This window comes from Zhongshania aquatica (genome assembly GCF_027257955.1).
Lineage (GTDB): Bacteria > Pseudomonadota > Gammaproteobacteria > Pseudomonadales > Spongiibacteraceae > Spongiibacter > Spongiibacter aquatica.
Genome location: NZ_JANZNQ010000007.1, coordinates 1 through 18,918, shown reverse-complemented (window position 1 = coordinate 18,918; position 18,918 = coordinate 1). Strand labels below are relative to the sequence as shown.

14 protein-coding genes and 1 CRISPR repeat array are annotated in these 18,918 nt (G+C 50.0%); of the genes, 5 read left to right on the top strand and 9 right to left on the bottom strand.

Annotated elements, in window-relative coordinates:
- Nucleotides 1–24: 24 nt before the first annotated feature.
- The 5 genes from O9X78_RS08700 to gyrA all read right to left on the bottom strand — a co-directional run bounded on the left by O9X78_RS08700 (nucleotide 25) and on the right by gyrA (nucleotide 7,054).
- Nucleotides 25–921 carry a prephenate dehydrogenase/arogenate dehydrogenase family protein gene (locus O9X78_RS08700; protein WP_332108520.1) on the bottom strand — a complete coding sequence of 299 codons (897 nt, stop codon included), beginning with the start codon at nucleotides 919–921 and terminating at the stop codon, nucleotides 25–27.
- The gene (gene hisC, locus O9X78_RS08695; protein WP_269619250.1) at nucleotides 911–2,029 is read right to left on the bottom strand and encodes a histidinol-phosphate transaminase; all 1,119 of its coding nucleotides are present in this window, start codon (nucleotides 2,027–2,029) and stop codon (nucleotides 911–913) included. The genes O9X78_RS08700 and hisC overlap by 11 nt, the downstream gene beginning before the upstream one ends.
- Before the next feature lie 36 nt (nucleotides 2,030–2,065).
- Nucleotides 2,066–3,211, bottom strand: coding sequence for a prephenate dehydratase (pheA, locus tag O9X78_RS08690; protein ID WP_269619249.1), 1,146 nt, complete (start codon nucleotides 3,209–3,211; stop codon nucleotides 2,066–2,068).
- A gap of 4 nt (nucleotides 3,212–3,215) precedes the next feature.
- Complete coding sequence (gene serC / locus O9X78_RS08685; protein ID WP_269619248.1) at nucleotides 3,216–4,295, bottom strand: 3-phosphoserine/phosphohydroxythreonine transaminase; 1,080 nt, start codon at nucleotides 4,293–4,295, stop codon at nucleotides 3,216–3,218.
- A gap of 107 nt (nucleotides 4,296–4,402) precedes the next feature.
- The gene (gene gyrA, locus O9X78_RS08680) at nucleotides 4,403–7,054 is read right to left on the bottom strand and encodes a DNA gyrase subunit A (protein WP_269619247.1); all 2,652 of its coding nucleotides are present in this window, start codon (nucleotides 7,052–7,054) and stop codon (nucleotides 4,403–4,405) included.
- A 273-nt stretch (nucleotides 7,055–7,327) separates the two neighbouring features.
- Between gyrA and O9X78_RS08675 the strand changes: the two genes are divergently transcribed.
- The 5 genes from O9X78_RS08675 (at nucleotide 7,328) to O9X78_RS08655 (ending at nucleotide 11,669) form a co-directional block, all read left to right on the top strand.
- Nucleotides 7,328–8,656, top strand: coding sequence for a TRZ/ATZ family hydrolase (locus O9X78_RS08675; RefSeq protein WP_269619246.1), 1,329 nt, complete (start codon nucleotides 7,328–7,330; stop codon nucleotides 8,654–8,656).
- Nucleotide 8,657: 1 nt separating this feature from the next.
- Complete coding sequence (ubiG, locus tag O9X78_RS08670; protein WP_269619245.1) at nucleotides 8,658–9,389, top strand: bifunctional 2-polyprenyl-6-hydroxyphenol methylase/3-demethylubiquinol 3-O-methyltransferase UbiG; 732 nt, start codon at nucleotides 8,658–8,660, stop codon at nucleotides 9,387–9,389.
- Nucleotides 9,389–10,054, top strand: coding sequence for an HAD-IA family hydrolase (locus tag O9X78_RS08665; RefSeq protein ID WP_269619244.1), 666 nt, complete (start codon nucleotides 9,389–9,391; stop codon nucleotides 10,052–10,054). Before ubiG ends, O9X78_RS08665 begins: the two co-directional genes overlap by 1 nt.
- A gap of 15 nt (nucleotides 10,055–10,069) precedes the next feature.
- Nucleotides 10,070–10,831, top strand: a complete 762-nt coding sequence (locus tag O9X78_RS08660; RefSeq protein WP_269619243.1) for a YciK family oxidoreductase — start codon at nucleotides 10,070–10,072, stop codon at nucleotides 10,829–10,831.
- A gap of 64 nt (nucleotides 10,832–10,895) precedes the next feature.
- A complete protein-coding gene (locus O9X78_RS08655) occupies nucleotides 10,896–11,669 on the top strand; it encodes an SDR family oxidoreductase (protein WP_269619242.1) in 774 nt (257 codons plus the stop codon).
- Nucleotides 11,670–11,701: 32 nt separating this feature from the next.
- On the opposite strand, the gene O9X78_RS08650 is transcribed toward O9X78_RS08655, so the two are convergent.
- From O9X78_RS08650 to O9X78_RS21055, 4 genes are all read right to left on the bottom strand, one after another.
- Nucleotides 11,702–12,568 (bottom strand): HDOD domain-containing protein, encoded by an 867-nt coding sequence (locus tag O9X78_RS08650; protein WP_269619241.1) that lies wholly within the window; start codon nucleotides 12,566–12,568, stop codon nucleotides 11,702–11,704.
- Nucleotides 12,569–12,698: 130 nt separating this feature from the next.
- The gene (locus O9X78_RS08645) at nucleotides 12,699–13,877 is read right to left on the bottom strand and encodes a pyridoxal-phosphate-dependent aminotransferase family protein (protein WP_269619240.1); all 1,179 of its coding nucleotides are present in this window, start codon (nucleotides 13,875–13,877) and stop codon (nucleotides 12,699–12,701) included.
- A gap of 114 nt (nucleotides 13,878–13,991) precedes the next feature.
- The gene (locus O9X78_RS08640; protein ID WP_269619239.1) at nucleotides 13,992–15,476 is read right to left on the bottom strand and encodes a 3'-5' exonuclease family protein; all 1,485 of its coding nucleotides are present in this window, start codon (nucleotides 15,474–15,476) and stop codon (nucleotides 13,992–13,994) included.
- Between the two features lie 133 nt (nucleotides 15,477–15,609).
- Entirely contained in the window at nucleotides 15,610–15,837 is a 228-nt protein-coding gene (locus O9X78_RS21055) for a hypothetical protein (protein WP_492220226.1), read from the bottom strand.
- Nucleotides 15,838–15,974: 137 nt separating this feature from the next.
- Nucleotides 15,975–18,764: a CRISPR direct-repeat array (repeat unit 28 nt; unit sequence TTTCTAAGCTGCCTGTGCGGCAGTGAAC).
- Between the last annotated feature and the right edge of the window lie 154 nt (nucleotides 18,765–18,918).

The window sequence follows — 18,918 nt, the reverse complement described above, 5'->3', positions numbered from 1 at the left end:
TAATTTAATCAGGAAAATATGAAGTTACGATGAAAGAGGTTTTTTTTGACGGGCGAGATACTGCCCCAAAAAATGTTCATCACGCGCGTGCTTAGCGCGATCGAAGGTGGCAAAAATAGCGTCGCCATCGCCGTCGGCAATCGCCTCTCGAACAGTGCTTAAATGCGCTGAAAAGGTATCGATACCCTGCAATATTGCATCGCGATTCGCCAGCGCAATGTCGTGCCACATAGTTGGGTCACTTGACGCAATACGAGTGAAGTCGCGAAACCCGCCAGCCGCAAATCGAAAAATATCTGCCGCCGCGCCATTCTGAGCAAGCGCGTCAACTAGGGTGTAGGCCAAAACATGGGGCAGATGACTGGTCGCCGCAAGAACGGCATCATGCTCCTCCACATCCATACACACCACTTCGGCCCCGCAGGTTTCCCACATTGACTGAATCAGCGAAAGCGCCGAATCAGAAGTGTTTGCCAAGGGCGTTAATATCACTCGATGATCAACAAACAAATCTACTGCCGATGCGTCAACACCACTTTGCTCTGAACCCGCGATGGGATGACCGAGCACAAAATTCGCCGGCACGTCACCAAATATTCGTTCGGCTGCTTTTTGAATATTACCTTTTACGCTAGCAACATCAGTCACCACCATATTAGCGGTCATCAACGGTGCTATTTCTGCCATGACTTTTTCGGCGATTAATGTCGGCGTCGCGATCACTACTACGTCGGCACCAGCGACGGCTTCGGCCATATCGAGGGTATAGGAATCTATCACCCCAAGCTGCAGGCCTCGCTCAAGCGACTCCGCACGGCGCCCTGTTGCGACTACTTGGCCAACAGCACCCTGCGCCTTTAAGGCCTTGGCCAATGAGCCCCCCATTAGGCCTAGACCAATAATGGTGAGTTTATTGATCAAAACATCCCTCATTTATCAGCTTTTTTAAGGCACTAAGAAAACGTGCGTTTTCGTGTTCCAAACCAATTGATACGCGCAAATGATTTGGCATTTGATAAACACCAACGGGACGAACAATAACGCCCTCGCGAAGTAAGGCTTGGTATACAGGCACCGCATCACAGGGTAATTCAACAGCAACAAAATTTCCGACCGATGGAATATAAGTCAGCCCTAACTCATCGAAACCAGCACATAGTTGACCCATACCCGCGCTATTGACCTGCTGGCTACGTTGCAAATAATCTCGATCATCTAATACTGCAAGAGCCGCCGACATCGCGGGAATACTGACATTGAATGGCGCACGCACGCGGTTTAACAAATCGGCAATTTGCGGGCTGCTAATACTATAGCCAATTCGCAAACCAGCCAAACCATAAGCCTTAGAAAAGGTGCGTGTCACAATAACATTGGGGTAATCGTTTAAAAATGTTAGTCCGTCAGGAAAATCATCAACACCCGCAAACTCCACATAAGCCTCATCAAGAACAACAATAACGTGCTCAGGAACCTTGGCTAAGAATGCGCTCAGGGATTCGCGATCAAGGTAATTTCCAGTGGGGTTATTTGGATTGGCAATGAAAACAACTTTGGTATCTGCCTCAATAGCCGCCGCCATTTCAAGTAAGTCATGCCCCCAATCTTTTGCTGGCGCAACAATAGCGCGAGCACCGACAGCCTGAACGGCAATGGGGTAAACAATAAAAGCGTATTGCGAAAATACAGCAGAACTACCCGCGCCCAAAAAGGTGCGCGCAATCAAGTCCAAAACATCATTGGAGCCATTGCCAAGGGTAAATTGGTTTTCGCCCACACCCAGTTTAGCAGCGAGCTTTTTCTTTAATTCAAAGCCGCTGGCATCGGGATAGAGATGCATTTGTTTCAACGACGCTTGCGCAGCAGCCATCGCGATCGGCGACGGGCCAAGCGGGTTTTCATTACTCGCTAGTTTAACTATATTGTCCAAGCCCAGCTCACGCTGCAGCTCTTCAATAGGTTTACCCGGCTGATAGGGATGTAAACCCTGAACGCCGACATTTGCCAGCGCAAATACATCACACGTCACTTGCTACACCCTCACAAAATAGGCCAAACAACATAACTAGATTGCGGCCTTGGGATAAGACCCTAATACTTTAAACATAATGGAGTGCTGCTCAATGTCATTGAGAATATCAACGATAATGGCATCATCGCGATGGCCTTCAAACTCGATAAAGAACACGTATGTCCAAGGCTCTGTTCGCGATGGTCGCGTATCAATTCGGGTAAGCATGACATCGGCTTTTTGAAACGGCTCGAGCAATTTAAACAACGCACCAGGACGATTTCGGGCAGACACCACTAAGGACGTTTTATCGCGACCACTGGACGCTACATCTTCGCGGCCAATAATTAAAAAGCGCGTGGTATTATCCGGCTGATCTTCAATATTGCCAGCCACCTGCAATAAGCCATACTGCTGTTCTGCTATATCACCAGCGACAGCGGCCACGCCCTCTTCTTCCGCCGCCATTCTGGCAGCTTCACCGTTGCTGCTTACCGCAGAACGCTCCACACCGGGATAGTTAGCATCCAACCAGCGGCGGCTTTGCGCCAAGGCTTGCTGATGCGCACAGATACGCGTAATCGGCTTATCTTTACCGTCTTTACCCACCAATAAATGCAGACGAATACGCAGTTCCAGCTCACCACAGATCTTTAGCGGAGAATTAATAAAGGCATCCAAGGTATTTGAAACCATACCCTCGGTTGAATTTTCGACTGGCACAACGCCGTAATGGCACTGCCCGTTAGCGACCTTTGCAAAAACCTCATCAATAGATGTTTGCGGCACACTAACGACAGCATGGCCAAAATGTTTAAGCGCAGCGGCCTGACTAAAGGTGCCCACTGGACCTAAATAGGCCACTTCCATCGGCTTCTCTAAGGCCAAACACGCCGACATAATTTCGCGAAAAATAAAGGCTACCGTGTCGTCTGCCAAGGGGCCTTTATTCGCTGCCTTCACCCGCGCCAATACCTGAGCTTCACGCTCTGGACGATAAAACAGTAATTGCTGCGCACTACTGCTATCAGCATTCGACTCAAACTGCTGGGCAGCGGCAAACTCCCGAAGCTTTACCTCGGCAACCTGCTGAGCACAGCTAGCACGACGATTCAGCAGATCGTGAATCTGCGTATCGATGCTGTCGATGTCCTGACGCAAATCATCAAGAGTAATTGGCGGCGTGTTGGATTCGCTCATAATCTCAACCGTGTTGTTGTGCGAAATCTTTCATATAAGCGATTAGCGCGTCTACCGCTTCTTCAGGCACCGCATTGTAAACACTGGCACGCATACCACCCACTGAACGATGGCCCTTCAAATTAAGTAAACCGGCTTCTTCTGCACCAGCAAGAAATGCCTTATCCAGGCTCGCGTCCGCTAATACAAAAGGAATGTTCATTAAAGAACGACTGGCAATTTCAACAGGGTTACTATAAAAGCCGCTAGCATCAATGTAACTATACAACTTCTCAGCTTTGCGACGGTTTACCACTTCCATCGCCTCAAGACCGCCCTGAGCTTTGAGCCACTTAAATACCAAGCCTGCCAAATACCACGCCCACGTCGGCGGCGTGTTGTACATAGAGTCATTATCGAAAGCAGTTTTGTAATCCAACATCGTTGGCGTAATCGCGCTGGCTTTACCCAATAAATCTTTGCGAACGATCACTATCGTTAAACCGGCAGGGCCAATATTCTTTTGCGCACCCGCGTAAATCAAACCAAATTTATTCACGTCAACTGGGCGTGACAAAATAGTAGACGACATGTCGGCAACCAGTGGCACCTTGCTTTCTGGTGTCCAGAAAAACTCCAAGCCACCAATAGTTTCATTTGGTGTGTAGTGCAAATAGGCCGCATCATCACTTAATTTCCAGCTGTCAAACGCCGGAATTGTGGTGAAGTTGGTATCTTCAGAGGACGCAACAACATTCACTGTCGCGTAGCGTTTCGCTTCTTTGATGGCTTTTTTAGACCATTCTCCGGTGTTGACGTAATCAACAACCTTGCCTTCGCCCATCAAATTTAAGGGCACGGCAGAAAACTGGCTGCTTGCCCCACCTTGCAAGAACAGCACGGCATAGTCGTCAGAAATACCCATCAGCTCGCGCAAATCGGCTTCGGCCTCATTGGCAATTCCGACCATCTCATCGGAGCGGTGGCTCATTTCCATGACCGACAAACCACGACCCTGCCAATCTAATAGCTGCTCGCTAGCCTCTGCCAACACTGATTCAGGAATTGAAGCCGGACCTGCACAAAAATTAAAACGACGCGCCATCTTGAATCGCCACTCCGAAAGTTAAAAAATAAAAAAACAAACGGCGCCAGCGGCGCCGCTACTCATACTATTTATCTGCAAATCTAAACAAACTACCGCGCGTGGGATTACTCCTCAGCGCTATCGTCTGCAGAGGCACCTGCATCATCGTCACTAACAGCTGCTTCGCCAGCAATCACATCATCAGCTGATGCTATTTCTGCATCTTCATCAATTTCTGGCAATTTTTCATCTTCTTCCTCGACGCGCTGAACACCCACTAAATGCTCGTCTTCTTTCAAACGAATAACACGAACACCCTGGGTATTACGGCTGAGAATAGACACTTCATCTGTGCGAGTACGAACCAAAGTACCTTGGTCACTGATCAGCATCAGGTCGTCACCTTCAAAGACCTGAACTGCGCCAACCAAGGGTCCATTACGCTCACTCATGGCCATGGCAATAACACCACGATTTCCGCGGCCTTTCGCCGGGAAATCTTCCACCAAAGTACGTTTGCCATAACCATTCTCAGAGACGGTCAATACGCGACCACCCTCTTGCGGAATAATCATCGCGATAGCGGATTGGCCTTCATCCATGCGAATACCGCGTACGCCGCGTGCGGTACGCCCCATGGCGCGAACAGCAGTTTCAGGGAAGCGAGCCGCTTTACCAGCGCTGGTTAATAACAAAATATCGTTTTCGCCATTGGTGATTGCGGTGCCGATAAGTACGTCACCTTCATCAAGCTCAATGGCGCGCAAACCAACACTGCGCTGACGCGAAAACGCCTCTAGCGGTGTCTTTTTAACCGTACCAAAACCGGTGGCCATAAATATGAAATAGCCTTCGGTATACTCGTTTACTGGCAGAATCGAGGTGATACGTTCATTCTCATCCAGCGGTAATAAATTCACCATCGGCCGACCGCGCGAATTACGACCCGCAACGGGAATCTGGTAGGCACGTAACCAATATACTTTACCGATATTACTGAAACACAGAATGGTGGTGTGCGTATTCACCACCAATAAGTGCTCAACAAAATCTTCGTCTTTAACCGAGGTAGCAGATTTACCCATGCCGCCGCGACGCTGCGCCTGATAGGTATCTAAAGGCTGCGACTTGGCATAACCGCCATTGGAAATAGTCACTACACGGTCTTCTTCAGGAATCAAATCTTCGTGATTAAGATCAAGCTGTGAGGCCACAATTTCACTGCGACGCTCGTCGCCGTAATCGGCAACTACTTGCTCTAATTCACCACGAATAACGGCGATCAGTACATCGGGATTCGCCAGAATATTTAAGTATTCCGCAATTTCCAGCAGACGCTCTTGGTACTCGCCCAATAGCTTCTCATGCTCTAAACCAGTCAGTTTTTGCAAACGCAGATCGAGAATCGCCTGAACTTGCACAGGCGACAAATAATACTGGCCATCGCGCATGCCATACTGATCTTCAAGATCATCTGGACGGCAGGCATTCTCGCCGGCGCGCTCCAACATTCCGGCCACATCGCCCAACTTCCATGGGCGCGAGATCAAGCTATCTTTCGCTTCTTGGGTGGTTGCAGACGCTTTAATGGTCGCGATAATCTCGTCGATATTAGAGATCGCTACCGCCAAACCTTCAAGTACATGACCGCGTTCCCGTGCCTTGCGCAGCAAATACACAGTACGACGAGTAACAACTTCACGGCGGTGACGAATAAAGTATTCGAGTAGCTGTTTGAGGTTAAGAATGCGCGGCTGATTATCTACCAAAGCCACAATATTGATACCAAACACATTTTGCAGCTGTGTTTGTGCATATAAATTGTTCAGTATGACTTCGCCGCTTTCGCCGCGCTTCATTTCAATAACAACGCGCATACCGTCTTTATCAGACTCGTCTCGCAGCTCAGAAATGCCTTCTATTTTCTTCTCTTTAACTAGCTCGGCAATTTTCTCGATCAAGCGCGCCTTATTTACCTGATAAGGCAGCTCGTGAATAAGAATAGTTTCGCGATGGGTCTTTTCATCAACGATAACTTCTGCGCGAGCGCGAACATAGATACGACCACGCCCCGTTCTATAGGCTTCAACAATACCGGCGCGGCCATTAATGATTGCCGCCGTCGGGAAGTCTGGACCAGGGATATGCTCCATCAACTGGTCAACAGTAATATCTGGATCATCAAGCAAAGCCAAACAGCCATTAACCACTTCGGTTAAGTTGTGTGGTGGGATATTTGTTGCCATACCCACCGCAATACCTGATGAGCCATTGATCAATAGCGCCGGTATTTTAGTAGGCATTACTGCCGGAATTTGCTCGGTGCCATCGTAGTTAGGCACCCAATCAACGGTTTCTTTGTCTAGATCGGCGAGAATTTCATGGGCAATCTTGCGCATACGAATTTCGGTATAACGCATAGCCGCCGCGTTATCACCATCGATAGAACCGAAGTTGCCTTGGCCATCAACCAGCATATAGCGCAGTGAAAACGGCTGAGCCATCCGAACGATGGTGTCGTATACCGCAGAGTCACCATGGGGATGGTATTTACCAATAACGTCACCCACCACACGGGCAGACTTCTTGTAGCCTTTATTCCAGTCATTACCCAGCTCACTCATAGCGAACAATACGCGGCGATGAACAGGTTTTAGACCGTCACGCACATCGGGAAGCGCCCGACCTACGATGACACTCATTGCGTAATCAAGATAGGACTGCTTAAGCTCGTCCTCAATGTTTACCGGCAGAATCTCTTTAGCTATATCAGCCATGAACAGGGTAATTCCTTATTATGGATAGTCGTCACGCGGCAGTGTCGCCTCGAAATCGGCCTTATCCGGTATTTAACTCACCACTACTTCCGTCTCCGCCGACGGCGCAGCTGGTCTAAGCGGAAAATAAAGCGAGAATGATAGCATAAATCTCAAGCCCGTAGACAGTTCAAAATCGCCGCAAATCAATGTACTACCGCAACAAAAGGCGACCACAGCGGCCGTGTTAACAGGTATACTTGCGCCTTTGCATAAACAGATACGGACAGCCCCATGCCTGCCCAAAGCTCAGACCCCGTTGATACACTGATATTTGCGCGCTGGATTATTCCCGTCGCACCTAACTGCACACCACTAAACAACTACGCACTAGCTATCCGCGACGGCGAAATCTGCGCACTTTTGCCCGCCGTAGACGCTGAAAATATCGAGGCCAACGAAGTACTGCGATTAGACAGCCACGTGCTGATGCCGGGACTAATTAACGCACACGGCCATGCAGCAATGAGCCTATTTCGCGGCTTGGCGGACGACAAACCTCTGCACACTTGGCTGAACGACCACATTTGGCCGGCAGAAGGTCGCTGGGTAGACGAGGCCTTTGTCCGCGACGGCTGCGAGCTAGCCATTGCAGAAATGCTCCGCAGCGGCACGACCACCTTTAGCGATATGTACTTTTTTCCAGAGGCCGCTGCCACCGTCATTCGCAAAGCGGGCATTCGCGCCCAGCTCAGCTTCCCTATATTTGACTTCCCCTCCGCCTGGGGTAGCGGCCCCGACGATTATTTACGTAAGGGCCTCGCCCTGCGGGACGAGCTAAAACACAGCAAACTCATTACCGTCGCCTTTGGGCCCCACGCGCCCTACACCGTCGGCGACGACGCCATGCAAAGGGTGGCCACCCTCGCTGCCGAGGCAGACGCGCCGATTCAAATTCATCTTCATGAAACCCAGCAGGAAATAGACGACGCTGTCGCCCAAACTGGCAAACGCCCCATCGCGCGCCTTGCCGATCTGGGCTTGCTTGGACCAAAAACCCAGTGCGTGCACCTCGCGGCATTAAATGACGAAGATATCGCGACGCTAGCTAATTTCGGCTGCCATGCCATTCACTGTCCAGAATCGAATATGAAGCTAGCCAGCGGTTTCTCTCCCGTTGAAAGAATGCGCAGCGCAGGCATCAATGTCGCCATTGGCACTGACGGCGCAGCAAGCAATAACGACCTCGACCTATTCAGTGAAATGCGAAGCGCGGCACTGCTAGGCAAAATCGTTGCCGGTGACGCCAGCGCACTGCCCGACCACTACGCACTGACCATGGCGACATTAAACGGCGCCAAAGCCCTTGGCATAGATCATTTAGTCGGCAGCTTAGAGATTGGCAAGCAAGCCGACGTGATTGCCATCGACTTATCCGGCTTAGAACAACAACCGATTTACAACCCAGTATCCCAATTGGTGTACACCAATATCAGCCATCAGGTTCGCTATAGCTGGATCATGGGCCGTAAGGTACTGGATAATGGCGAACTGACCACGCTGGATCGCCGAGATATTATTGCTCGCGCAGAACTCTGGCGCTCAAGAATTAGCGGAGAATAAAATGCAGCACGCGGAATCGCACAAACAAAATAGAAACAATGTTGATCCAGCGGAGATCGCCAAATTTGAAGAACTGGCGCATCGCTGGTGGGATCGCAACAGCGAGTTCAAGCCCCTGCACGACATCAACCCGCTACGCGTTAACTATATTGACGAGCGCTCGCCACTGGCCGAACGTCGCGTTGTAGATGTCGGCTGCGGCGGCGGCATTCTCTCCGAGGCCATGTATCAGCGCGGCGCCCGAGTCAAAGGTATCGACATGGGCGAAGCACCACTCAGCGTGGCCCGACTGCACCAATTGGAATCTGGCGCTAAGGTTGAGTATTTTCAAACCACCGCGGAAGAACTTGCGGCAGATGAAGCAGGCACCTACGACGTTGTCACCTGCCTCGAAATGCTGGAACACGTTCCCGATCCCTCTTCCGTTATTCGTGCCTGTGCGGCATTGTGCAAACCGGGTGGCGACATTTACTTTTCCACCATCAACCGCAATCCCAAAGCCTTTATGTTTGCGATCGTCGGTGCGGAATACTTACTAAAAATGCTGCCCAAAGGCACCCACGACTTCAGCCGCTTTATTCGCCCGGCGGAACTCGGTAACTGGATTCGCGAAGCCGGTTTGCAAATGCAGCATATGACAGGCCTGACCTATAACCCGCTGTTGCGCACTTATCGGCTGAATGAAAAAGACGTTGACGTAAATTATATGATTCACGTGAAGAAACCCGCCTGATGCTGCACGCAGTCTTATTCGACCTAGACGGCACCTTACTAGACACAGCCGCCGACTTTACAGCTGTGCTCAATAGCATGCTGGCAGAGCACAATCGTCCGCTACAAAACTATGACGCAGTGCGCAGACGGGTTTCCGATGGTGCCCGTGCGGTGGTCAGCCTCGGCTTTGAGCAAGCTGAAGGTAGTGATGGTTTCGCAGATTTACTCAATGAATTTCTCGATCGCTACCTAGCACAACTCTCGATTAGCACCACCCTTTTTCCGGGCATGGACGAGGTACTTACCCATATCGAATCCCTGGGTTTGAAATGGGGAATCGTTACCAATAAGCCCTCGCGCTATACCGAGCCACTACTAAAGGCTATGCAACTGTCGGCGCGCTGCGCAACGGCGATCTGCCCAGATCACGTGACAAATCGAAAACCCCATCCCGAACCGATTTACTTGGCCTGCAAAGAGATCGACTGCCTACCAGCAAATACGATTTATGTGGGTGACCATAAACGCGATATCGACGCAGGCCGTAACGCAAATATGAGAACTGTGGCCTGTCGCTATGGCTATATTTTGGAAAACGACAGCGCAGACAATTGGGGCGCGACTTACATTGTCGACACCGCCGTCGATCTCATTCCGTTAATAAACAAACTCCAGCAGTCTTAAACCCGAGGATTTTACGTGCCTTTAACCCTTCCCCCAGAATTTATCGCCGAGCCACAATGCCTACAAAACAAAATTATTCTGGTCACTGGGGCCGGTGATGGCATCGGTCGCGCCGCAGCGCTTAGCTATGCGCAACACGGCGCCACCGTGATATTGCTTGGTCGCACAGTGAGCAAGCTCGAAGCGGTTTATGATGAAATTGAAGCAGCGGGATATCCGCAGGCTGCCATTTACCCGATGCATCTGCGCGGCGCAGCGATGAAAGATTACGAAGATCTGGCAAATACCATTGAAAAAGAGTTTGGCCACCTTGACGGTCTGCTTCACAACGCAGGCGTTCTTGGCCAGCGCCGTACCCTCGCGCAAACAACAGTAGATAGCTGGGACGAAGTCCTGCACGTCAACCTAACAGCGCCATTCATGATGACCCAAGCCTTGCTACCCATGTTAGCGGCAGCGGAGAATGCGTCGATAATTTTTACTTCGTCCAGTGTTGGGCGCAAAGGCCGTTCATTTTGGGGAGCATACTCGGTGTCTAAGTTTGGCACAGAGGGCATGATGCAAATTTTGGCCGATGAAGAATTTGAACTGAACAAAACCCGTGTCAACAGTATCAATCCAGGCGCCACCCAAACCGTGATGAGACGCACTGCCTACCCCGGTGAAAATCCGCAGGACAACCCACCGCCAGAAGCCATTATGCCTCTTTACCTGTATTTAATGAGTGACGCTAGTAACGAGGTAAACGGTCAGCAGTTCGACGCGCAGCCAAAATAAAAAACGGCAGCTAAATATGGTAACGCCGCCATCGACAAACAAGCCAAGGTAAAGGAAAAATAAAATGAGCACTAACGCCGACACGCTTTTTGATCTAAGCAATAAAGTGGCCCTAGTCAGCGGTGGTAGCCGCGGCATCGGCAGAAGTATTTGTAAGTTACTTGCTGCGCAGGGAGCACACGTTATTGTAGCTAGCCGCAAAGCGGCGGACTGTGAAAAAGTTGCGGAAGAAATTCGTCAAGAAGGCGGCAGCGCCGAAGCCATGGCCTGCCATATTGGTGAATTAGATCAAATTGAGTCCGTCTTTAAGAGCATAGAAAGCAAGCACGGCCGCTTAGATATATTGGTCAACAATGCGGCGACGAATCCCTATTTTGGCCACATCACCGACACTGACTTAGCGGCGTTCAACAAAACCGTCGACGTGAATATTCGCGGTTACTTTTTCATGTCGTCTATCGGTATAAAGCTGATGGCGAAAAACGGCGGCGGTAGCGTCATCAATGTGGCGTCGATTAACGGTGTTAAACCCGGCGCACTGCAGGGAATTTATTCGATCAGCAAAGCGGCAGTAATTTCAATGACCCAAGCCTTTGCTAAAGAATGTGCATCGATGGGTGTTAGGGTCAACGCGCTGTTACCAGGTTTAACAGACACCAAATTTGCATCGGCGCTGGTAAGCAACGAAGCGATCAAAACAAGCGTTTTAAAGGATGTACCGCTAAACCGAGTCGCCCAGCCAGACGAAATGGCTGGCGCGGTGCTGTATTTGGCGTCAGTCGCATCAAGCTACACTACCGGAAGCTGCATAACAGTCGACGGCGGTTATTTGTCCTAAAATTAGAAAAGGAAAAGGGAAAAGCGTAAAGGCTAGCCCCTTAGTAAACTCTGCATCTGTTCAATCTGCTGGTGATAACCATCATCAGCATCTAATGTTACCGGCAAACCTAAGCGCTCAAAGGCACTGACCGTAGACCAGTCAACACTGGCAAGCGGGTGTTCAGAGCCTACGTAGCTATGCAAATTAGCCACCATGACTAAATCCACATAGTCCGCCTCCGGCACTTCGCGGTCAAAATCCATATGCTCGGTTGGCACCATAACAAGCTCATCCGCAAAGCCCCACGCCTCAAGAATACGGCTCCCCACCTCCGGACTTAGACTGATTAAAATTTGATCGAGTAAATCTGGATGGTCACGTAAAAAACCACGTCCAACAGCGTAAGACAGCACAGGGAGCGCCCCCACCTGATGAACAATCCCCGCCAGTGTGGCCATTTCTGGATTGAGTCTTGTATGAGACCGAGCAAGGGTATTACAAATAGCGGCAACGTCAGTGCTGTGCATCCATATTGCACGCATGCGCTGGTTAAGCGCTTCTTTGGTCGACAAAAAGATTTGCTGCATTGCCAAGGTGGTAACCAGCGTGCTGGTGTAACCAAGCCCTATTCTGCCAATAGCGGATTTAACATCCGGTATCGGCTGAAAACCGCGTAACAAAGAGCTGTTGGCTATACGTAAAATGCGCGTCGCGATAGAGCTGTCATTTTCTATAATATTGGCCAACATACCGACATTCACATCCGGATCGCTAGCCGCCTCGCGAATCTCTAGCGCCACCTCTGGCAGGGTCGGTAAGACTATCGAGTCATTTTCAATAGCTTCTAATAAATCAAGCCGTACCTGTTCTATTAGCGGATTACTTAAAGACACATCAACGCGCTCGTTATTAGACATGAGAAGAAGACTAGCAGATGCTCCGCCAGACTATTAGTGTTAAAAATACTTATGTGCAAACGAAAAAAAACCGAGACATTTATAAGATGCCTCGGTTTTAAATCACTGCCAATCTAGCAACCGGATGGAGTTATGCCAAAACCGCCTCTGCGGCGGCGACGGCCTTAGCCGCGTCGCAGCTATAACCCTGCTCGCCCATTGCCTCAGCCAAGGCATTCAGTAACAAGGTGATATTTTCCATCCTAGCGCTATATCCCATCAAACCAATTCGCCACACTTTTCCAGCGAGGTCGCCTAGGCCGGCACCAATTTCTAAATCGAACTTGGCAAGTAGATACTGACGGGTAGTCGCATCATCAACGCCCTCTGGAATATACACGCTATTAAGCTGCGGTAGTCGCTGCCCCGCCGCAACCACAAAGCGAATACCCAATGCCTCTAACCCATCCGCCAAGGCTTTATGCATAGTGGCATGGCGCTGCCATGAATTTTCTAAGCCTTCTTCCTGTAACATCACAAGCGATTCGTGCAAACCGTATAAAGCATTCACCGGCGCGGTATGGTGATACGCGCGTTTACCGCCTTCGCCCCAGTACCCTAGGATTAAGTTCATATCCAAGAACCAGCTTTGCACAGGATGCTTGCGCGCTTTAATAGCGGCCACCGCAGCGTCACTAAAGGTCACTGGCGACAAGCCCGGCGTGCATGACAAACACTTTTGACTACCTGAATACACGGCGTCAGCCTGCCACTCATCAACCAGCAAGGGCACACCACCCATCGACGTTACCGCATCGACAATACTTAAGGCATTGTATTTTTTCGCCAGGCCACAAAGTATCTTCGCATCGCTTAATGCACCGGTAGAGGTTTCGGCATGAACAAATGCCAACACCTTAATATCGCCCTGCTCTTTTAAGACCGCCTCAACAGCCGTCGGATCAACCGCGACTCCCCAGGGGAAATCAACACGAACAGCGATGCCACCACAGCGCGTTACGTTCTCAATCATACGGTTACCAAAAACACCGTTTACGCAGACCAATACTTTGTCGCCGGGCTCAACCAAATTCACAAAGCAAGCTTCCATACCAGCGGAACCCGGCGCAGAAATTGGCAAGGTCAGCTCATTGCTCGTCTGAAACGCGTATTTAAGCAGTGCTTTGGTCTCATCCATCATGCCAATAAACAAGGGATCAAGATGACCCAGGGTAGGACGACCAAGTGCGTCAAGAATACGTTGATGTACGTCCGAAGGACCGGGGCCCATCAGCGTGCGACGAGGAGGATGAAAAGAGGAAATTGCCATAATAAAATCTCACAAATCTGCCGCTAAGACCCATAGCACCGAAGCAATAATAAATAGGGCCGGTAAAGTTGACGGTGATTATACCCGAATACTCTCGATTGTTAGAAACCGAGCTTATATCGGCATATCAGCTGAAAATTCGGATAAACGCCGCCATTCCAAGTCGTTTAAAAAAGCGCGCAACAAACGGTAATGCTCGTATTGGAAGTCTTTGCTTTGTTCGCAGCGACGCCGTGCATCCAATAAACTTATCGATGTACGATTATCTACCCCATGAACTGCGTATTCAGTTAACCGCTGGTGATTAGTATCCCAATGAAAACTGCCGTAGTGACGCCAGTCATCGACTAAATGCCACTCCTCATGGCCAGCCTCATTTTGTTCACGAATCAATACCGGCTCATCAAAAGGCCATGGGCTATAAGCATATTCGGCGAAAGCGGCAGTGACACCCGCATTAAACGCAGCCGGCTCGGCCACAGACACCGTGGATGCGGGCAAAGATAAATCGGCTAGCGCGTCACAGACACTGCACACGCAATGCTCGCCGACCGCCAACACGCCAAGTCGGCTTAGGCACAGATCAGAATGACTCGCAGATTCAATAATGCGTGCTTTCGCCTGTTTACGATCCCGAAATAGCGCAACAATCTCGCCTGTCTGCACAATATTAGCAGGTAGCCCAGAGCGCAAGCGCAGTTGTATGTCACCCTTGTCATTAGCCACAAATCGTACACAGCACGGTTTGCCCGCCGCTTTTATACGGCGCTGCATTTGTGGTTTTTCGTGACGCAGAGCGAAACTGACATGAAGCCCAGCAGACAACTCACCCGCCAGCATCTGCCATTGAACACCGCCGACCCTGCGAGCCAATTTCGCCGCCTTACTGTCACCCGCCGTATTTTTAAAATGCGCAAGTATCTGAGCTTGCAGTGATGTCGCGCTGCCGATATACAACAATTCACCGGCTTCACCCAATAAGCGATAAATACCGGGCTGACAAGGAATGGCGTCGATATCTTCTTGGCTAATTGACGGCGGCAACACCGGAATACCGAGCTGCAAGCCCACCTCAAAATTAAATATCGCCGCGCCTTTGTCCTTCCGTGCGTAGTCGAGAAAGGCCTTCATCGCATCAACATCCGCCATCGCGCGGTGATGAACCTCTGAATAAAAGCCAATCCGGTGACAGATGGCTTCTAAGCCATGCTTAGGCCAGTCCGGATAAAGGGTGCGCGCAAGCTTTAGCGTACACAGCACTGGCGGACTATATTGGCGACCATAACGCGCAAAATTTGCACGCAAAAATCCAGCATCAAATCGCGCGTTATGTGCCACTAACACCGCATCCTGCAATAAATCCCAAAGCCCATCCTGCACCGCTGCGAATGTCGGCTTCCCCCTAAGCATGGCTTGAGAAATTCCCGTCAAGCCTTGAATAAAGGTTGGCACCGAACAAAGAGGATCAAGCAAAGACTCCCAACTATCATCCACACCCTCGCCAACTAAGCGAACAGCCACCTCCATGATTTCGTCATGTGCGTGCTGCCCACCGGTGGTTTCGAGATCGACTAATGCAAAACGGATATGTTTAAACACAGAATTTAGACAACATAAAATTATTAACGCGCCCAACAAACATAAAAAAACGGCTTCTTAAAACACCAAGCGACCCACTGCAAAAAGGTAATTTTTTACAACACATATTCACAAAAATCTTCAACAGAGAATTTCAACATTTAGGTCTTGGCAACTTCTCATTCGCACTCCAACTCCGCATCCACTTAAAAACTTTCTCAGCGGGAACACCGTTCCCCCACTTCATAGACCTTAAAGCAGGCTCAGTTTTTTGCCATTGCAGTTCAGCTAACGGATCCTGAGCTATAAACTCCTTAAGCACCTGGTTAATTAAAGAGCTTTTACTTCTGTTAAACTTTTTACAAAGCGCCTCCAACGGCATCTCTAGCTCTGTCTGTATGCGAATAGTAGTTACTAGCATATCAACAACCTCTAAAGAGTATTAATGCGCAGTACGCAAGCCCCTTCTATAACTACACAATTTATCCTTTTAAACTTTTGAAGTACATCAAACAAGAATATCTAAGCTGCCTGTGCTGCAGTGAACCGAATCCTTCAACGTCTAAGTATTTGCAGACATTTCTAAGCTGCCTGTGCGGCAGTGAACATAACCTGTACACCACCCCGCGCAAAGAAGCTTTTCTAAGCTGCCTGTGCGGCAGTGAACGCGGGTGTGGCTGCGCTACTGATCGTCAAGAATTTCTAAGCTGCCTGTGCGGCAGTGAACAGTATTATCTGAACAGTGTCTTCATGCATGCTTTTCTAAGCTGCCTGTGCGGCAGTGAACGGCGGTGGCAGGGCGCTACGCCTACTTCGAGATTTCTAAGCTGCCTGTGCGGCAGTGAACGCACTTTTTTCAAATCAAGCGCTTTCATTCACTTTCTAAGCTGCCTGTGCGGCAGTGAACCCAAGCGGCGCGCCTTTACCCGGTATTACAATTTTCTAAGCTGCCTGTGCGGCAGTGAACTTATTCCGATTTTACCGGCGAGGGACGATAAATTTCTAAGCTGCCTGTGCGGCAGTGAACGTAAAACTGGATGGATATGCGAGAGTGTACAATTTCTAAGCTGCCTGTGCGGCAGTGAACCTTTTTATGATAAATTTGCGCCGTTCTATTATTTTCTAAGCTGCCTGTGCGGCAGTGAACGTCATTAAATCTCTGGTGGAAACTGGTCAAATTTTCTAAGCTGCCTGTGCGGCAGTGAACATTTCCTCACCTGCCCACTTGGCCATTTTTACGTTTCTAAGCTGCCTGTGCGGCAGTGAACTTTTGAAGACCTCTTCAAGCTCGCGCTGGTGTTTTCTAAGCTGCCTGTGCGGCAGTGAACCTGTTTTTGGTTCGGCGTCTCTTGCGCCTAGTTTTCTAAGCCGCCTGTGCGGCAGTGAACTTGGGAGAAATAGATTTATTGGTGGTTGATGATTTCTAAGCTGCCTGTGCGGCAGTGAACCGTTGGATAACCCATTTCTTACTGACGAAACATTTCTAAGCTGCCTGTGCGGCAGTGAACACGCTGTCTAAGCCTTTGCCGGTGAGCTGAGTTTTCTAAGCTGCCTGTGCGGCAGTGAACGGCTAGACGTGAGCACTTCACGAGCATTTAGCTTTCTAAGCTGCCTGTGCGGCAGTGAACAAGGCGACCCGGGCGGCGGGGCGCTATTTACCTTTCTAAGCTGCCTGTGCGGCAGTGAACAAGAGCAAAAGACAGCCTAAGCTATCCTGTTTTTTCTAAGCTGCCTGTGCGGCAGTGAACACATGCGGGTTTATTTCGCCCTTGTCGTTATCTTTCTAAGCTGCCTGTGCGGCAGTGAACCGTAACAACGTGGGCGCCCTGTACACCGAAACTTTCTAAGCTGCCTGTGCGGCAGTGAACGCGAAGAGATAATACCTGGCCTTACCGTTGTTTTTCTAAGCTGCCTGTGCGGCAGTGAACACCTACCGCTAGAGTGGTCATTAATTTGGAGTTTTCTAAGCTGCCTGTGCGGCAGTGAACTCTAATAGCCACATGGCCCTTCCTCTGTTTCGTTTCTAAGCTGCCTGTGCGGCAGTGAACTCGTTAACTTTGAATGGATCAGTTTCACAATCTTTCTAAGCTGCCTGTGCGGCAGTGAACTCTGAGTTTGCGGCTCACCATCATTGTCTGTATTTCTAAGCTGCCTGTGCGGCAGTGAACTCGTGAAAAAAGGCGGACGCGCTCGCCGCCTCGTTTCTAAGCTGCCTGTGCGGCAGTGAACCCCACTCGCCGGACGCGCTCACGCGGTATTTTTTTCTAAGCTGCCTGTGCGGCAGTGAACTTGACGCCGATGCAGAAACAGCAAATGAATACTTTCTAAGCTGCCTGTGCGGCAGTGAACTATGTACGCAGACGCTAGGAAAATACAATATTTTTCTAAGCTGCCTGTGCGGCAGTGAACATGTAGTTATCTTTAATTTTGGCCACAATAATTTTCTAAGCTGCCTGTGCGGCAGTGAACGTGGAATGATGCCAAACGATTCTGCGTATGATTTTCTAAGCTGCCTGTGCGGCAGTGAACCTACAGAAAATATCGTGGTTGATAGCGGATTATTTCTAAGCTGCCTGTGCGGCAGTGAACATGACAGAGGCCCAAGCACGCAAAATATACGATTTCTAAGCTGCCTGTGCGGCAGTGAACAGCCGCGTTCGTGGCGTGGCGCTCTTCCCAAGTTTCTAAGCTGCCTGTGCGGCAGTGAACAGTCAAGGCCGGATAATGGCCTAGCTGCTGTATTTCTAAGCTGCCTGTGCGGCAGTGAACGACAAAATTGAAATAAGGGGCAGGGCATGAAATTTCTAAGCTGCCTGTGCGGCAGTGAACTGTCGTGTCAGGTGTCGCGGAAAATGCAGGAATTTCTAAGCTGCCTGTGCGGCAGTGAACGACAAAAGCCAGGCATGGCCCACGTAATGTGGTTTCTAAGCTGCCTGTGCGGCAGTGAACCGGTATCTCTATCCCAGCGAAGCGCTGCTGAATTTCTAAGCTGCCTGTGCGGCAGTGAACATCAAGTTGATTGGGACTCTGACCCGCGAACATTTCTAAGCTGCCTGTGCGGCAGTGAACCTTACGTCGGTTTCTACACCGTTAAGCGCACTTTTCTAAGCTGCCTGTGCGGCAGTGAACCGAACAAAGCCATTATTGCATTGTTGTCTTCTTTTCTAAGCTGCCTGTGCGGCAGTGAACACACCAAAGCCGCCGAGCTAGGCGCGAAAACATTTCTAAGCTGCCTGTGCGGCAGTGAACGCGGGCTCCGGTGGGACTGACGACGTATACCATTTCTAAGCTGCCTGTGCGGCAGTGAACTTCTACGTTGTGCGGACTACCGGTAAGCGCTCAACAAACCCCACCTAATTAATTATTTGCAAACTCAGATAATGCACCTATAGTTTTCTACAGGCTCTGGATGAGTCTACAGCATGGAAGGTAATCTCAAGGATGAGGGTCAGCAAGGGATTGG